The following is a 16,418-nucleotide window of genomic DNA, read 5'->3' on the forward strand; positions in this document are numbered from 1 at the left end:
GAGAGACTGACATGTCTAGAGTATGCCAAGTAACCGGCAAGCGTCCGGCTGTTGGTAACAACCGTTCGCACGCTAACAACGCTACCAAGCGTCGTTTCCTGCCGAACCTGCACACTCACCGTTTTTGGGTTGAGAGTGAAAAGCGCTTCGTAAGCCTGCGCGTATCTGCCAAGGGCATGCGTATCATCGACAAGCGTGGCGTTGAGGCCGTTCTGGCTGAACTGCGCGCCCGCGGCGAGAAGGTATAAGAGGTAAATCATGGCTAAGGGTATTCGCGAAAAAATTCGCCTGAACTCCAGCGCCGGTACTGGTCACTTCTACACCACTACCAAGAACAAGCGCACCATGCCCGAGAAGATGGAGATCAAGAAATTTGATCCGGTCGTCCGTCAGCATGTGATCTATAAAGAAGGCAAGATCAAGTAATTGATCCTGCTTGCAAAAAACCCGGCTTAGGCTGGGTTTTTTTATGCCTGCAATCCACAGTACACTGCCTGCAACACAAGGAGAACGCCCATGTTCAGACTGTCCCGCAGGGGGTGGAACAACGTCATTATCGTCGGTGTATTGCTGGCGATTACCCTGCTGCACCGGATGGAGCAGATGCAGGAGGTCAACAGCGCCCAGCGTGCACGCACCTTGCTGCCGGCAGATGCGGTCGTACTCACTTGGCAGGGGCCCAGCTGGCAAATCGAGCGAATTGGCCAAAGCTGGCGCAGCGTGCCGGACTTGGGGCTGGATGGCGCCGCACTGGATGGTCGTCTTCATCAGTGGAGCCAGTGGCTGTTACCGCCCACCACCGCGCTGCGCGGTGTGCCGATAGTGCTCAAGGTGTGGGTGGCCGGGCAGGCCGAGCCGATTGAGATCGGCCTCTATCAAGACAATGGGCACTACGCTGCCCTGCTGCCGCCAGACCGCTGGCTCACCCTGAGTGCCGAACAGTATCGGGCGCTACTCTCTCCCCACGCCACCAGCCAATAAGAGGTTGTTATGCCGGAGTTGCCAGAAGTTGAAGTGAGCCGTCAGGGCATTGCTCCCTGGCTGACCGGGGTCACGGTGACCCGGGTGGTGGTACGTGATGGCCGCTTGCGCTGGCCGGTGCCCGGCGAGATTCAGGAGTTGGCCGGGCTCACTATCCGCCGGGTTAGCCGGCGCGCTAAATACCTGCTGCTCGAGACCGATTTCGGCACTGCCATTTTGCATCTGGGGATGTCGGGTAGTCTGCGGGTGTTGCCAATCGGCACGCCGACCGAGAAACATGACCATGTGGATATCGAGCTGGAAAACGGCAAATTGCTGCGGCTCAACGATCCGCGCCGCTTCGGTGCCCTGCTGTGGACGCGTGATGCTGCCGAAGCGCACACTCTGCTCGCCAAGCTGGGACCCGAGCCGCTCACCGAGGGGTTTTCGGTGGATTATCTGCAGGCCAAAGCCAAAGGGCGCACCACTGCCATCAAACAGTTTCTGATGGATAACCAGGTGGTGGTCGGGGTGGGAAACATCTACGCCAACGAGGCGCTGTTTGCCTCCGGCATTCATCCCAAGCGGGCAGCGGGCAATATCAGTCATGAGCGGCTGGCGACGCTAGTGGCGGAGATAAAGCGGGTGCTGGCCGAGGCCATCACCCAAGGGGGGACCACCCTCAAGGATTTCACCAGTGCCGACGGCAAACCGGGTTACTTTGTGCAGCGGTTGCAGGTGTATGGCCGGGCCGGACAGCCTTGCCCGGTCTGTGGCAGCGAGATCCAGTCAATGCGACTGGGGCAGCGTAATACCTTTTTCTGCCCCCACTGCCAGCACTGATTCAGCTCTGCCGCGTGGCCAGCTTGGCCGCGATGGCGCTTGCGACGCGGGCATCGACAAATTGCGCGATATTGCCGCCGTGCAGCGCCACCTCTTTGACCAAGGTGGAGGAGATAAACGAGTTCTCCTCGGCCGGGGTCAGAAAGACGCTTTCTAGCTCCGGCATCAGGCGCCGGTTCATGTTGGCCAGCTGGAATTCATACTCGAAGTCGGAGACTGCGCGCAGGCCGCGCACCAGCACGGTGGCGCCGTGGGTCTTGGCAAAGTCCACCAGCAAGCCGGAGAAGCCGACCACGCTGACGTTGGGCAGGTGAGCGGTAATCTCGCGCGCCAGCGCCACCCGTTCATCGAGATCAAACAGCGGGCGCTTGCTGGGGCTGGCCGCCACGCCGACGATCACCTCGCCAAACAATCGGGCTGCCCGCTCAATCAGATCGCTGTGGCCGTTGGTGATGGGGTCGAAGGTGCCGGGATAGATGACCCGTTGGCTCATGAGGTGCTCTCCTGCAATCGAAATTGGCCGCATTATACGGCCGCCGCTTGAGATGTGCAGTCTGTCAGGCAAGAATAGCGCACCATAAAAGATTCCCCCGGATACGGTGTCCGGGACCCGATGAGGTTGTCATGAAACGTATTTTGGTGGTGCGCAACGACAAGATCGGTGACTTCATGCTGGCCTGGCCCAGCTTTGCCATGCTCAAGCAGTCCCATCCCTGTCATGTGACCGCCCTGGTGCCCTCTTATACGGCGCCGCTGGCCCGGCTCTGCCCCTGGATTGACGAGGTGATCATCGATCCGGGTCGCAAGGGTGACAAGGAGCAGCAACAGGCGCTACTTGCCACCATTCGCGACAAGGCGTTCGACGTCGCCATCTGCCTATTTTCCAATGCTCGCAACGCCATGTTGATGTGGAAGGCCGGTATTCCCTACCGTCTGGCCCCGGCCACCAAGCTGGCCCAAGTGCTCTATAACCACCGCCTGACCCAGCGCCGGTCGCGCTCGGAAAAGCCGGAGTGGGATTACAACCTCGATCTGATCCGCCGTTACCTGGCCGACCAGGGCGCACCTGCGGCATCAGTGCAGGCGCCTTATCTCAAGTTTGCTCCTGAGGTGCTGAGCACTGTGCGCCAGCAGGTTGCCGCGCAACTGAATGTGGATGCAGAGCGCCCCTGGCTGCTGGTGCATGCCGGCAGCGGTGGCTCGGCCAACAACCTCAGCATTGAGCAATACGCCCGCATCATCATCAAGCTCAACCATGCCCTGCCCGAGTTGCAGTGCATCCTGACTGCCGGTCCCGGTGAAGAGCAGATGGCTGAGCAACTGGCGGCCGAGCTGCTGGCTCACGGTGGTAATGGTTGGATCTATCGCTCACGCGACGGTCTGCCCACCTTCTGTCAGGTGATTGCCAATGCTGCACTGTTTATGGCTGGCAGCACCGGTCCACTGCATATCGCCGCTGCACTGGACGTGCCGACGGTCGGTTTCTTCCCGATGCGCCGCTCTGCCACCCCGCTGCGCTGGCGACCGTTAAACAGCGAAGGGCGCCATTTGGCGTTTAGCCCACCCGCTGATAGCGACCATCCGGAAGATATGAGCCAGATCGAGCCACGGCCAGTGGCCGAGGCCATCGCCGCCTGGGCGCCCGGTTTCTGGCGTTAGGACTAACAAAAAACGGGCTCACAAGAGCCCGTTTTTTGTTGCATCAGACCACCGGGTTATCCCAGTCTTTGGGGCGCGGATTGAGGCGTTGTTCGCACAGATAAGACTGGCGAATCAGCTTGGATGCCATGGTGATCCCCAGCATGATCAGGCCACGCTTGCCATCAAGGAAGGCGCGCTGACGAATGCCGTGACGCCACAGCACATCGACGATGCACCAGACGAAGTCATACCAGCGGCCGCCCTTGAGCTCGCGTCCGACCGCCCGTTCGGCGTAGCGTTGGGCGCGCAGGATGGCATCTTTGATGTCGGCATAGGAGTCGTGGCGACAGATGCCCTTGAGCTGCCCCACCTTGCCATCGGTTACCAGCTTGTCGTGGTAGAGGCCCATCTTGCCTTCCATCCGCCACTGTCCGCTGCGCATCAGACGCAGTCGCCACTCCGGCTGATACATATGATGCAGCCAGCCGCCTAGGAACCAAATCTTGCGCTGGAATTCCCAAGCGGCAATCGCCGGATCATCTTCGCGAATGACGCGCTCCATGTCGGCTCTGAGCTCGGGCTCTAGCGACTCATCGGAGTCGAGCAGCAGAATCCACTTGGCAGGTTCGCACTGCTCCATGGCAAACACCTTCTGCTTGAGCGGGCCGGGCCAGGGGCGCTCAATGACGACACAGCCCCGCTCGCGGGCGTAGTCACGGGTGCCATCGGTTGAGCCAGAGTCGACAATAACGACCCGTTCAGCCAATCCATCGAGGCTGTCGAGGACCTGGGGGAGGCAGCGCATGCTGTTGAAGGTGGTGATGGCGACCGCCAGGGTCACGGGTTGCTGGTCAGACATAGGACTATCCGGTTGCATAATTGACGCTCATTCTAATCTTCTGCCCGGCGCGGGGCAAAGGCCGGGCAGAAGAGAGGCTTAACTGGCAACCAGAATTTGCACCGAACACGGCGGCAGTTGCAGTGATAGCTCGCCATTGATGGCGTCGATCGGCTGACCCGTCATGGCATCACAGAAACGCTGGGTGCTGTGGCCGGTCTGCCAGATGGGCAGGGTGATATCGCGAGGATTGCTTGGGTGGCGGTTGCAGGCCACCAGCACCAGATCGCTCTCCAGCGAGCGGGCAAAGGCGAGGGTATGGTCGCCAGCATAGAGGGTCTGCATATCGCCACGGCGCAGGGCCGGGCGCTGCTTGCGCAGCTGGATCAGGCGCCGGTAGTGATCGTGCAGCAGATGGTCCCACTGGGTACTGTCCCACGGGAAGCAGCGACGACAATCCGGGTCGTTGCCCCCCTGCATCCCCACCTCGTCGCCGTAATAGACGCAAGGCACGCCGATATAGGTCATCAGCAGGGTCACGGCCAGCGTCATGCGAGCGCGGTCGCCCTCCAGCAGATGCAGGAAGCGGGCGGTGTCATGGCTGTCGAGCAGGTTGAGCTGGGCCAACTGATTGGCAAACGGAATCCGCGAGCGAGTTTGATGCAGCCAGGCGTCGAGGTCAGCGGCGCTGATTTTGATCGGGTGGTAAGCGATATCCTTTCCGGCCAGGAAGGCGCGGATCGGGTGGGCGAAGCCGTAGTAGTTCATGGCGCCATCTTCCTGATCGCCTTGTAACCACTGGCTGGCCTCAAAGAAGTGCTCGCCGAGCACATAGGCCTCGGGATTCTCCTGCTTCACCGCGCTGCGAATAGCGCGCACATGCTGGGTATTGCCCTGGGCACTGCCATGCTCGCCAAGCATGTGAATCACGTCAAAGCGCCAGCCATCGATCTGATAGGGGGCCCGCATCCAGTGACGCAGGATGGCATTGTCTGCCCGGTAGACCACGTCTTGCACCTGTTCGCTGGCAAAGTTCAGCTTGGGCAGGCTGCGTACCCCCTTCCAGCTAACGTAATCACCTTGCGCATCAAAGGTATAGAAGCTGCGCCACGGCGAGCTCTGGCTGACATTAGCCCCTTCTGGCGACGAGAACCAGGGGTGCTCGGCCGAGGTGTGGTTAATCACCGCATCCAGAATGATGCGCATGCCACGCTGATGCAGGTTGCGGGTCAGCTGGGCGAGCTGCTCGTTGCTGCCAAAGTGCGGGTCAACCCGGTAGTAGTCCTGGGTGTCGTACTTGTGGTTGCTGGGTGAGGCAAAGATCGGGTTGAGATAGAGCGCGGTCACTCCGAGCGATTGCAGGTAGTGCAGCTTCTGGTCGATGCCGGGCAGATCGCCGCCATAAAACTCACAGGCGCTGCTGCCATCTTCGGCGCTACCGACCGGCTCGCCCCAGGCTTTTTGCACTACAGGTTGGCCGCGATAGTCATATTCGTTGCTGCGCACATCCAGCGCCGGATCGCCGTTGCAAAATCGGTCGGGGAAGATCTGGTAGAACACCTGATCCGGCACCCAGTGCGGTGGCCGGTGGTCGCTGTTGTAGCGAAAGTGGGTCTCGCGTCCCGGCATAGCGGGTGTTACCCCGGCACCGTGCAGCCACCACTGCTCCTCGTCGGTCAGGCACTTGAAGCAGTAGAGGTGCTGCTCTTGGCTGGCTGGCAGCGGCAAGGTGATCTGCCAGATTTGCAGGCGCCCTTGACGGGCCAACGGCTGCATCGGTAGCAGGATCTCTTCGTTGTCAGGCTCCAGGCGCAGCAATACTTCACTAAAGCCGGCATCGCCGTCGGTAAACAGGGTCAGTTGCAGGTGGTCGCCAGTGGCACGAAACCAGGGGGCGACCTGGGGATGAAACAGAAAAGGTGTGCTCATTGTGTCGTCAGTATGTCAGCCAGGGCATTGCCCTGTTCATGCAGGATTTCCAGCTGATTGGCAAGTTTACTGGGATCAAGTCCCAGCGGTTCGGCCAGCGGCTTGGGAAAGCGCGCCACGATGGCGCGAGCGGGTACGCCAGCATTCCAGGCGTAAGATACAAAGGTCGCCAGCCGGATCAATACCGCTTCGCGGCTGACCGGCTCATAGGCCAGCGGGTCGAGCTGCTGGGCGATCGCGGTGACAAAGGTGCCGGAGAGGCGCCAGCGCCGCGCCAGCTCGGCGCCGAGCTGGGCGTAGTCGAACCCGAGTGTGTCGCGCTGGGCTTGTACCCGCTGGGTGCCGCGGCTGATGGCCAGATCGATCAGGGCCGCCTCGCCTGGCATGGTGGTTTGTAGCAGCAGTTCACCGATGTTGTGGATCAGGGCGCAGGTAAAAGCGGTATCCGGTTCGACGCTGCCACACTGCTCGGCCAGAATGCGGGCAATTGAGGCGGTCTGAAAGGTGTTGGTCCAGAAGCGGTTGCGATCAAAGTCATTGGGAGTGGCGAAGCTGTGCATCAGCCCCAGTGCCACCACCAGTGATCGCAAGCGGTTAAAGCCAAGGCGGATAACTGCCTGCTCGATGGAGGTGACATCGCTGCCGCGATGAAAAGCAGCCGAGTTGGCCATTTGCAGCAGTTTGACGCTGATCACCGGGTCCATGGCGATCTTGCCGGCGATCTCGTCAACCGAGACGCTATCGTCAGCAAAACTCTGCATCAGTTCATGCAGCAGTTGGGGAATCGGGGGTAGCTGTTCAATGCGGTCAAACAGGTGCTCCATCGACATGGCGGCGGCACTCTCCCTTGCGTACTGAACTTATTGTGCCACATGACAGCAACGGCTGCCTCTTTCGTCGATAGATGTTCAGACCTTGTTCACCTGCTGAGCAGCACTATGACCGCGTGTGGCTCAAACATTTTCCAGCACTGTGTGGAACATCTGTTTTTCTGATTGATTCGCCGGCTCTTGCAGCCGGCTTTTTTATTTCCAGTCTTCCAAACGGTAACGCAGCGTGTAGCGTCCCTCCAGCACCAACCATTGCGACTCCTGGCGCAGGGTGGCCCCCTCCTGCAGCATGGCGAGCACCTGTTGCTCGACCCGGTCGAGCGGCGTATCACAGGTCATGTTGGTGTGGCCGAGGCTGGTCACCCAAAAACGGTCATCATCGAGGTTGGCTTTACCAAAGTAGCGATTGCAGCCGGCGATGCCGTTGATCGTGAAGTTCTCGCCAATCTCCAAGTCCGGTGCACTGCCGGGATCGGCCTGTACCGCCTGCTCGTTGACGCTCTCCAACACCCAGTGATGGTGCATCAGCTGCTGCTCGGTTGGCAGATGGCTGCTGCAAGCTGCCAGCAGCAGACAGGGAAGAAGGGCAATCAGTCGGTTCATTCGCTATGGCTCCACAGTGGAGCCACAGGATAAGGGGCGAGTGCGCTGGGCGACAGGGGGCGCTGGTCGCAAACCGACCACCCCTGTCGCGTCGCTAGCCAAACAGTCGCTCAGCATGACGGGCCAGACCGGCCGCCACCGAGCCAAGATCATCGCCACCAGCAACCTGAATACCGGGCAGACGCTGGCGGATAAACTCGGCCAGCAGCGGCGATTTGGCACTGCCGCCGGTGACGAAGATGGTATCGGGACGGGTACCGGCTTGGCGAATGGCTTCATCCATCAGCTCGCCAATCTTCTCGAGTAGCGGCTCGGCAGCCAGCGCCAGCTGGTTGCGGGTCAGCACGGCATGCAAGCCGGCATCCAGCTCATCCAGTGGCTGCTGGCTTTGCGCCTCGCTCGACAGGGCAATCTTGCCGCGTTCGGCGCGCCACACCACCTGATGGCTCAGCTTGTGTTCGCGCAGACGAATCAGGCGTGGCAACAGGCTGCCCGGCTGGCAGTCGAGCAACATGTCCTGCAACTGCCGACCGGTGGTGAGGCCGTAAAAGCGGCTCTGGGCCGCCACGTCGTTGATGGCGGCAGCGTCCCAAAACAGGGGATGGGGCAGCGGCTTGCCGGTTTTGAGCAACTCGTGCATGCCGAGCAGTGGCATGATCCCCTCGACGGTTAAACGAATATCGAAGTCGTTGCCACCGATCCGCTGGCCGCTGTGGCCCAGCATCTGGGCACTGCGGTCGAGCTGCTGGCGATAGCTCGGCCCCATGCGCAGCATGGAGCAGTCGGTGGTTCCGCCACCGATATCGACCACCAGCACGGTGCTGTCGGCGTTCAGGCGCGCCTCAAACTCGAAGCCGGCGGCCACCGGTTCGAACAGAAATGCCACCTCATCAAAGCCAGCCAGACTGGCTGCCTCGCTCAGAATGGCCAGCGCCTGACGGTTACTCTCTTCACCCGACAGACCCTGAAAGTTGACCGGTCGACCGATGACGGCGCGGGTAACCGGCTGGCCGAGCAGTGCTTCGGCGCGTGCTTTCACCTGCAGCATCATGGCCAGCACGATATCTTCGAACAGGGCGATCTGGGCGCTATTGAGGCCACTGGCTCCGAGAAACGACTTGGGCGACTTGATGTAGTAACCCTCGTCCGGCTCTTCCAGATAGGCCTGCAGGGCCGCTTCCCCCATGCTCAGCTGATCGGGCAGCCCCTCTTCGCGCAGGGTACGGCGCAGAGCCTGTGCCCGCTGAATTTGTGGACCACGTAGGGTAAGGTAGCGGTTGCGCCGCGAGGACGGCAACTGTTCGACCAGTAGACCGGCAATGGCATCGCGATGGGGCGCGTGCAGGGTAGAGGGCAGATAGGGGGCGTCGCCGAGGGTCAGCAGTCGCGGTGTGCCCTGCTCCATCACAGCCATGGCACAGTTGGAGGTGCCGTAATCAAATCCGACATGCATGGGCAGGTTCTCCCGGGCAAAAGGGAGAGCCTACCCAAAGCGGAGTGGGGACTCAAGCTGCGGAGTTATTCCACTTCGTTGCCGCTGCGTGTTCCGGTATGGAATGCCTTGACGTTACTTAAGGTGGTGTCGGCAATGGCGTGCAGCGCTTCACGGGTGAGGAAGGCCTGGTGGCCGGTGAACAAGACGTTGTGGCACGCCGACAGGCGGCGGAATACGTCGTCGGTAATCACCTCGTTGGATTTGTCCTCGAAGAACAGCTCTTCTTCCTCTTCGTAGACATCGAGTCCCAGCGCGCCGATACGTCCGCTCTTGAGCGCTTCGATAGCCGCGTTGGCATCGAGCAGGCCGCCGCGGCTGGTGTTGATGATCATCACCCCGTCCTTCATCTTGGCGAAGGCCGCGCTGTTTAGCAGGTGGTAGTTCTCCTGAAACAGCGGGCAGTGCAGCGAGATCACATCCGCTTCACGGTAGAGGGTGTCGAGATCGACATACTCGGCGCCCAGCTCCAGTGCCGCCGGATTCTGGTAAGGGTCGCTCACCAGCAGGCGCATGCCGAAGCCTTTGAGGATACGCAGGGTAGCGATACCGATCTTGCCGGTGCCGATCACCCCGGCGGTGCGGCCAAACATGTTGAAACCGACCAGCCCCTCGAGGGAGAAGTTGGCGTCACGGGTGCGCTGATAGGCCTTATGGATGCGGCGGTTGAGGCACATCATCATGCCGACAGCGTGCTCGGCCACTGCCTCGGGCGAGTAGGCCGGCACCCGCACCACGGTCAGGCCCAGCTCTTTGGCCGCAGTCAGATCCACGTTGTTGTAACCGGCGCAGCGCAAGGCGATGACACGAGTCCCGTGCTGGGCCAGCTCGGTCAGCACAGTGCGGTCGGCATCGTCGTTAACGAACAGGCAGACCACCGGGAAACCGTGGGCCAGTCGCAGGGTCTTGGCCTCGAGCCGGACATCGAAGAACTCCAGCTCAAAACCATAGTCGGCATTGGCTTTGTGGAAGTACTCCTTGTCGTAACTCTTGCTGCTGAATACGGCGATTTTCATGACGTGAACTCCAGAACAGGATCTGGTTTCACCTTACACCAAAGTGTGATCGGCATCACCTGCCAAGCTGTGGGGGTATTGGCTGGCCGATTGGCCAGCCAGGTTGCCATTACTCCAGCTCAAACGGCGGGCGGAAGGTCATCTCGTGCACGATGACGTCTGGCGGTAGCGTCAGCAGGGTGGCGATGGTGGTGGCGACGCTGTCGGGCAGCATGTAGTAGGGCTTGGCCTCGCTGCGAAACGGGGTATCGACACCGCCCGGATAGAGGGTCGAGACCTTGAGTCCGTGCGGTTGGCCCTCCTTCATCATCACCTGGCTGAGGCTGGCCAGACCGCTCTTCATGGTGGCATAGATACCCATGGGGGAAGGGTGGCGCAGGGCGCAGGTGCTGACCACGTTGATGATGTAGCCGTGACCGCGCGGCACCATGGCCTTGAGCGCTTCACGCCCGAGCAGGTAGGGGGCGCGCAGGTTCAGCGCATACTGCAGCTCGAACTCCTCCAGCGTGGTGTCGGCCAGCAGTGCCTTGCGGTGGTTGGCGCCGGCATTGTTGATCAGGACATCCACCTGACCCAGCGCCGCTTCGGCGGCGGCATAAAGAGCGACCGCTTGCGTCGGATCGGTCAGGTCGGCAGTGCTACCGAGGCAGTCGGTCTCGGCTTGCAGCGCCGTCAGCGCCTCCTGGCTGCGCCCCGTGGCATACACGCGATAACCGCGGCGGCAGAGGTCGTGCACCAGGGCAAGGCCGATCCCGCTGGTGGCACCGGTCACCAAAACTGTCTTGTACATACCCGTCTCCTTGTTGAAATCAGCCCCACGGCATGATGGGGACCGCGCTGACGGCGCTCTTGTAGGAGCCGTCCACCAGTCGCGTGCTGTAGGTGAGATAGACCAGCGCGTTACGCTTCTGGTCATAGAATCGGACGACCCGCTGCTCCTTGAATACCAGCGAGGTGCTCACATCAAACACCTCTTCACCGGCTTTGAGCTTGGCGGGCAAGGTGATCGGGCCAACCTGATGACAGGAGAGCGAGGCGTGCGACGGATCTTCGGCCAGTCCCAGACCGCCCTTGATGCCGCCGGTTTTCGGGCGGGCCAGATAGCAGGTGACACCGGCAACGCGCGGGTCGTCAAATGCCTCGATAACGATCTTGTGGTTGGGGCCAAACAGTTTGAAGGCGGTGCTCACCTCGCCAACCCGATCGGCGTCGGTCGCATACGCAGTGCCGAGCAGCAGAGGCAGGGCAAGCAGGAGCGGGGATTTCATGGAAACCTCACATCAGTAGGGCAGGCGCAGTCGGCGGTAGATCGCTGCCAGCACCCAGAGAGGACCTATCAGCAGAAACTGCAGGTCGGTGAAAAAGGCCGGGCGTTTTCCTTCCCAGTGGTGGCCGACAAACTGGGCTATCCACAGCAGGACAAACAGCCCCACCGCCCAAGGCCAGATGGGCGTGACGGTGGCCAGCGTGTGCCAGCCCCACAAGCCCGCGCCAGTAAACAGGGCCATGCCGGCAAACAGCCCAAACGAGAGGCGCAGGTAAAACAGCAGGGCGGGAATGGCGACCAGCGCTCCCCAGCCCAACGCAGCGGGGGCGCCCGGCAGGGATTGCAGCAGACCGATAACGCTCAGATAGATACCGGGTACCGCCACCTTGTGGATGGCGATGTTGCCCGGATGGCGATGGCAGACAGCGTAATCGGCAAACCAGTCATCGAGTGATTTCATGGCTCCTCCTTGAGCCTGGGGTCAGTGAGCACCGCTCTGCACTGGCCACTCCCAATATTGGGCGGGGATCGTCTGCATGGCGGGGGTTAAATCCGGGTTGACCAGTTGTAGCGTCAGCCGGCTATCGAGCTTAGCGGCTGCCAGCGCCTCGCGGACTCGCGGATTTTGCTGGAAAAAGCGCAGAAACGAGCCATCGGCATAGGCTTGCTGCAGACCACGCTGCAGCGCCTCGGCCAGCGCCTTGTCTCGCGGGCTGACAAAGAAAAACTGGGCGTAGGGATAGCGCAGCAACAGGTGCTGATCAATGACCAGATTGGGATAATCGGCCGCCAACTCATGCTGCTCGGAGAAGGCTTCAATTAAGCTGCGGGGAAAGAAATCAATCGCGGTATGGGTATCGATGAGTCGAAACAGATTGCTAAAGCGGCCGGCGTAGCTGGTGATGCCCGCTGCCTCCAGCACCTGATTGTCACCCCAGCCGACCCCCTGGCCGGCATGCAGTTGGCGCAGCGCTTCCAGCGTATTGATCTGGTTGAATTTTTCTTGATCGTCGCGGTGAATAAGCAACACCCGCGCCCCTTCCAGACCGCGCAGCAGCGGGATCGGGATAGCATGCAAGCGGCGCTCGAGATCGCTCGAGGTGCCCATCCAGTAGAGATTGAACAGCTTGCCGCTCTCCATCTCGCGGGTGATGGAGTCCTGGGTCAGATTGGTGTCGACCAGATGCAGGGTGTAGGGGACGCCGGATTTCTCCAGCGCCAGTCGCAGCAGCGGTAACTGATACTCGTCGGCTAGCAGGTTAACCGGCAAACGCGGTACCCGCACATCGAGAGGCTGTGCCCAACCCGGAGCGGTGAGCAGCAGGCAGAGCCAGACTAACCATTTCATCGGGTCACCCCCTGTTGGGTGAGGAACTGACCCGATTGTATCAGATGTCTTAGGCTACGCGGCGAAAGACATGGTTGTCGTTGAACTCCTTGGTGCTCTGGCATTCGACGCAGAAGCGCGATTCAGGCCGAGCTTGCAGACGCTTGTGGCCAATCTCGTCACCACAGGATTCACAATAACCAAAATCGTCCGACTCGATGCGCTTGAGCGCGGTCTTGAGTTTGCGCAGATGCAGCTTGTCGTGCTCGATGCGGTTGAGCTCGAGGCGGCGTGCTTCTTCCACGCTGGCGCGGTCGATTTCGTCTGCCATTTCATTGGTGTCGGTGGCAATAGCCTGACTGGCCTGGGAGTTCAGGCGCTCCTCAATTTTGGCAATCTGGGAAAGGATCTGTCCTTTGTAAAACTCCAGTTGCTCTTCAGTCATAAAGTCACACATTCGATTTACTACCCGTTTATTCAAACCCGATTTTTCATATTGATGGGGACGTGTGGCGCCTGTCCCAAGTCCCCAGTGTCTGAGTTGCGTGCAGCTTCACGAGTTCAGGGCGGGCCTTTTATCAGATCTTTTTCCCTGAGCAAAGAGGCGTTTGCCGGTTTTGTGCGCTTTCCTAGCAAATTGGTGCAATAGCGGTCAGCAAATTGTGCGTGGGATCGAGCGTGGCAGCAGAGGCAGCGTTAAGGCTGCAAGTGTTTAGTATTTAGTTTCGAAAACCCCTTTTTGGCCAGTGCGCTTTTATTTTTTTAAACGCCTCGCTTGACATCAAATCGCCGAGCTGGCTTAGATGGAGACATTACATTCCAGTAACATCGGGTCAGGACGGCCCGATTTGTCCAGCCTGTCGGGGTATTTATGGATCGAATCAAGAGTTGGATGGATGCCAACCGAATCACCGAGGTGGAGTGTCTGATACCGGACTTCACCGGCAACGCACGGGGCAAGATTATCCCGGCCAGCAAGTTTCTGCGTGAAGGCGGATTGCGGCTGCCCGAGATAATTTTCATCCAGACCGTCACCGGCGACTATCCCGATGACGATAGCATGGTCGATCCGCTTGAGCGCGACATGCTGCTGGTGCCAGATCCTGACACCATCCGTTTTGTTCCCTGGGCGGTTGAGCCCACCGCACAAGTGATTCACGACTGTTTTGACCATGGTGAGCTGGTGGATATCGCGCCACGTTCGGTGCTGCGCCGGGTGCTCTCTTTCTATGAGAAGAAGGAGTGGAAACCGGTGGTGGCGCCGGAGCTGGAGTTCTATCTGGTCAAGCGCAACGAAGATGCCGACTATCCGCTGGAGCCGCCGATTGGCCGCAATGGCCGCCCGGAAACCGCGCGCCAGTCGTTCAGTATCGATGCGGTCAACGAGTTTGACCCAATCTTCGAGGACATGTACGACTACTGTGAAGCGCAGGAGCTGGAGGTGGACACCCTGGTGCATGAGTCCGGGGCGGCCCAGATGGAGATCAACTTCCTGCACGGCGACGCCATCAACCTGGCCGATCAGGTATTTCTGTTCAAGCGCACCATGCGTGAAGCGGCGCACCGCCACGGCATCTACGCCACTTTTATGGCCAAGCCGATGAGCAATGAACCGGGCTCGGCCATGCATATTCACCAGAGCCTGGAAGACATGCACGGCAACAACCTGTTCGGCACGCCGGACGGTGGTAACAGCGAAATGTTCATGCACTTTATCGCTGGCTTGCAGAAATACACCCCGGCGGTGACGGCGCTGCTGGCGCCCAACGTCAACTCTTATCGCCGCCTCACCTTTGGTGAGAGCGCACCGCGCAACGTGCAGTGGGGTAACGAAAACCGTACCTGTGGCCTGCGCATCCCCTTCTCCCATCCGAGCGCCCGGCGGGTGGAAAACCGCTTCCCTGGTGCCGATGCCAACCCCTATCTGGCGCTAGCGGCCACATTGGCCTGCGGATACCTTGGCATTCAGGAGAAGCTCGAGCCGCTGCCTGAAATGAAGAGTAGCGCTTACGAGCTTCCGTACAGCCTGCCGCGTACCCTCGAAGAGGCGCTCAGTCTGCTTGAGAAGTGCGAGCCGATTCAGGAGATCCTCGGAGAGCGCTTTGTCCGGGCTTTTGTGGCGGTCAAGAATAAGGAGTATGAGACCTATTTTGGGGTCATCAGCTCTTGGGAGCGGGAGTTCCTGCTGCTGAACGTCTGATCAATCAGGAGTGCCGGACCCGGATGGTCCGGCCGTAAATGGGCAGCCGCCGTGCTGCCCGCGCAAGGAGCGATACATGCAAGTCGATACTCGCGAGTGGCAGCGTCGTGATGCCACCTACCATCTGCACCCGTTTACCGATCATGAGCAGTTACGCAATAAGGGATCGCGCATTATTACCCGCGGTGATGGTGTCTATCTCATTGATTCGGAAGGTAACCGCATTCTGGACGGCATGGCCGGTCTGTGGTGCGTCAACATGGGCTATGGCCGTGAAGAGCTGATTGAAGCCGCTGAACGGCAGATGCGCGAGCTGCCCTATTACAACCTCTTCTTCCAGACCGCCCATCCGCCCGCCATTGAGCTGGCTTCGCTGCTGGCCGAGGTGACGCCGCCCGGTCTCAACCAGGTGTTTTTCACCGGCTCCGGCTCGGAGTGTAACGACACTGTGCTGCGGATGGTGCGCCACTACTGGGCCAGCCTGGGTCAGCCCGAACGTCAGGTGATCATCAGCCGGCATAACGCCTATCACGGCTCGACCGTGGCCGGTGCCAGCCTCGGTGGTATGAAAGGGATGCATGAGCAGGGATCGCTGCCGATCCCCGGCATTGTCCACATCGACCAGCCTTATCACTTTGGTGAAGGGCAGGGCATGACGCCGCACGAGTTCGGCCTGGAGCGGGCTCGCCAGTTGGAGAAGAAGATTCTCGAACTCGGTGCCGACAAGGTGGCTGCCTTTATTGGCGAGCCGATCCAGGGGGCCGGTGGGGTCATCATTCCGCCCGAAAGCTACTGGCCGGAAATCCAGCGTATCTGCGATCACTACGGCATCTTGCTGATTGCTGACGAAGTGATCTGTGGTTTCGGCCGTACTGGCCAGTGGTTTGCGTCGCAAACCTTCGACCTGCGCCCCGATTTTATCTGTATGGCCAAGGGGATCACGTCAGGTTACGTCCCACTCGGTGGCGTGATGGTCAGCGATCGGGTGGCAAAAGTGCTCGAACGCAACGGCGAATTTGCTCACGGCTTTACTTACTCAGGCCATCCGGTGGCTTGCGCCGTAGCGATCGCTAACATAAAGCTTATGCAAAAAGAGAACATAGTTAGTCGAGTGCATGATAGAATCGCGCCCTATCTTCAGCGCCGCTGGTCGGAGCTCGGGCAATTGCCGATCGTCGGCGAAACCCGGGGTAAAGGCATGGTTGCCGCGTTGGAGATAGTGCAGAACAAGCAGGACAATTCCCGTTTTCCGGCTGCGGCCCGGGCGGGTCTGACCTGTCGCGAGTTCTGTTTTAACAATGGCTTGGTGATGCGGGCGGTAGGCGATACGATGATTATATCGCCTCCCTTGGTGATCACCGAGACGGAGGTGGATAACCTGGTAGCCCTGGCCAGACAAAGTCTGGAAATGACCGCCGCAAGCCTGCTCGGCTGACAAGTCTGTGCCTGGTTGCCTTATGCAAAACTTGAAG

At 60.1% G+C, this 16,418-nt stretch carries 19 protein-coding genes; 7 read left to right on the forward strand and 12 right to left on the reverse strand.

What is annotated here, in order from left to right; genetic code table 11:
- Positions 1 to 11 precede the first annotated feature (11 nt).
- From rpmB to mutM, 4 genes are all read left to right on the forward strand, one after another.
- A complete protein-coding gene (rpmB, locus tag BW958_RS13155) occupies positions 12 to 248 on the forward strand; it encodes a 50S ribosomal protein L28 (RefSeq protein ID WP_076576211.1) in 237 nt (78 codons plus the stop codon).
- Between the two features lie 10 nt (positions 249 to 258).
- Positions 259 to 426: a 50S ribosomal protein L33 gene (gene rpmG, locus BW958_RS13160; RefSeq protein WP_005307500.1), complete on the forward strand. Its 168-nt coding sequence runs from the start codon at positions 259 to 261 to the stop codon at positions 424 to 426.
- 90 nt (positions 427 to 516) lie between these two features.
- Positions 517 to 981 (forward strand): hypothetical protein, encoded by a 465-nt coding sequence (locus BW958_RS13165; protein WP_076576212.1) that lies wholly within the window; start codon positions 517 to 519, stop codon positions 979 to 981.
- Positions 982 to 990: 9 nt separating this feature from the next.
- Positions 991 to 1,803 carry a bifunctional DNA-formamidopyrimidine glycosylase/DNA-(apurinic or apyrimidinic site) lyase gene (gene mutM, locus BW958_RS13170; protein ID WP_076576213.1) on the forward strand — a complete coding sequence of 271 codons (813 nt, stop codon included), beginning with the start codon at positions 991 to 993 and terminating at the stop codon, positions 1,801 to 1,803.
- A gap of 1 nt (position 1,804) precedes the next feature.
- Here the strand turns inward: mutM and coaD are convergent, their stop codons facing one another.
- The gene (gene coaD, locus BW958_RS13175) at positions 1,805 to 2,296 is read right to left on the reverse strand and encodes a pantetheine-phosphate adenylyltransferase (RefSeq protein ID WP_076576214.1); all 492 of its coding nucleotides are present in this window, start codon (positions 2,294 to 2,296) and stop codon (positions 1,805 to 1,807) included.
- Between the two features lie 131 nt (positions 2,297 to 2,427).
- Here coaD and BW958_RS13180 point away from each other — a divergent pair, with 131 nt between their 5' ends.
- The gene (locus tag BW958_RS13180; RefSeq protein ID WP_076576215.1) at positions 2,428 to 3,462 is read left to right on the forward strand and encodes a glycosyltransferase family 9 protein; all 1,035 of its coding nucleotides are present in this window, start codon (positions 2,428 to 2,430) and stop codon (positions 3,460 to 3,462) included.
- Positions 3,463 to 3,505: 43 nt separating this feature from the next.
- Here the strand turns inward: BW958_RS13180 and BW958_RS13185 are convergent, their stop codons facing one another.
- The 11 genes from BW958_RS13185 to BW958_RS13235 all read right to left on the reverse strand — a co-directional run bounded on the left by BW958_RS13185 (position 3,506) and on the right by BW958_RS13235 (position 13,203).
- Positions 3,506 to 4,303 carry a glycosyltransferase family 2 protein gene (locus BW958_RS13185; protein ID WP_076576216.1) on the reverse strand — a complete coding sequence of 266 codons (798 nt, stop codon included), beginning with the start codon at positions 4,301 to 4,303 and terminating at the stop codon, positions 3,506 to 3,508.
- 78 nt (positions 4,304 to 4,381) lie between these two features.
- A complete protein-coding gene (gene malZ / locus BW958_RS13190) occupies positions 4,382 to 6,211 on the reverse strand; it encodes a maltodextrin glucosidase (protein ID WP_076576217.1) in 1,830 nt (609 codons plus the stop codon).
- Positions 6,208 to 7,041: an HDOD domain-containing protein gene (locus BW958_RS13195; protein WP_076576218.1), complete on the reverse strand. Its 834-nt coding sequence runs from the start codon at positions 7,039 to 7,041 to the stop codon at positions 6,208 to 6,210. Before BW958_RS13195 ends, malZ begins: the two co-directional genes overlap by 4 nt.
- A gap of 195 nt (positions 7,042 to 7,236) precedes the next feature.
- On the reverse strand, positions 7,237 to 7,644 hold the full coding sequence (locus tag BW958_RS13200; protein ID WP_076576219.1) for an META domain-containing protein: 408 nt from the start codon (positions 7,642 to 7,644) through the stop codon (positions 7,237 to 7,239).
- Positions 7,645 to 7,738: 94 nt separating this feature from the next.
- The gene (gene yegD, locus BW958_RS13205) at positions 7,739 to 9,097 is read right to left on the reverse strand and encodes a molecular chaperone (RefSeq protein WP_076576220.1); all 1,359 of its coding nucleotides are present in this window, start codon (positions 9,095 to 9,097) and stop codon (positions 7,739 to 7,741) included.
- A gap of 65 nt (positions 9,098 to 9,162) precedes the next feature.
- Positions 9,163 to 10,152, reverse strand: a complete 990-nt coding sequence (locus tag BW958_RS13210) for a 2-hydroxyacid dehydrogenase (RefSeq protein WP_076576221.1) — start codon at positions 10,150 to 10,152, stop codon at positions 9,163 to 9,165.
- Between the two features lie 109 nt (positions 10,153 to 10,261).
- Positions 10,262 to 10,942: an SDR family oxidoreductase gene (locus BW958_RS13215; protein ID WP_076576222.1), complete on the reverse strand. Its 681-nt coding sequence runs from the start codon at positions 10,940 to 10,942 to the stop codon at positions 10,262 to 10,264.
- Between the two features lie 19 nt (positions 10,943 to 10,961).
- Positions 10,962 to 11,420 (reverse strand): CreA family protein, encoded by a 459-nt coding sequence (locus BW958_RS13220; RefSeq protein WP_076576223.1) that lies wholly within the window; start codon positions 11,418 to 11,420, stop codon positions 10,962 to 10,964.
- Positions 11,421 to 11,432: 12 nt separating this feature from the next.
- Positions 11,433 to 11,879, reverse strand: coding sequence for an Mpo1 family 2-hydroxy fatty acid dioxygenase (locus tag BW958_RS13225; RefSeq protein WP_076576224.1), 447 nt, complete (start codon positions 11,877 to 11,879; stop codon positions 11,433 to 11,435).
- Between the two features lie 21 nt (positions 11,880 to 11,900).
- On the reverse strand, positions 11,901 to 12,767 hold the full coding sequence (locus tag BW958_RS13230) for a hypothetical protein (RefSeq protein WP_076576225.1): 867 nt from the start codon (positions 12,765 to 12,767) through the stop codon (positions 11,901 to 11,903).
- A gap of 49 nt (positions 12,768 to 12,816) precedes the next feature.
- Positions 12,817 to 13,203 (reverse strand): TraR/DksA family transcriptional regulator, encoded by a 387-nt coding sequence (locus BW958_RS13235; protein WP_076576226.1) that lies wholly within the window; start codon positions 13,201 to 13,203, stop codon positions 12,817 to 12,819.
- A 414-nt stretch (positions 13,204 to 13,617) separates the two neighbouring features.
- Here BW958_RS13235 and BW958_RS13240 point away from each other — a divergent pair, with 414 nt between their 5' ends.
- Positions 13,618 to 14,946 carry a glutamine synthetase family protein gene (locus BW958_RS13240; protein WP_076576227.1) on the forward strand — a complete coding sequence of 443 codons (1,329 nt, stop codon included), beginning with the start codon at positions 13,618 to 13,620 and terminating at the stop codon, positions 14,944 to 14,946.
- 76 nt (positions 14,947 to 15,022) lie between these two features.
- A complete protein-coding gene (locus BW958_RS13245; protein WP_076576228.1) occupies positions 15,023 to 16,381 on the forward strand; it encodes an aspartate aminotransferase family protein in 1,359 nt (452 codons plus the stop codon).
- Positions 16,382 to 16,418 lie beyond the last annotated feature (37 nt).

The sequence above is a fragment of the Aeromonas sp. RU39B genome, assembly GCF_900156095.1.
In the GTDB taxonomy this organism is placed as follows: domain Bacteria; phylum Pseudomonadota; class Gammaproteobacteria; order Enterobacterales; family Aeromonadaceae; genus Aeromonas.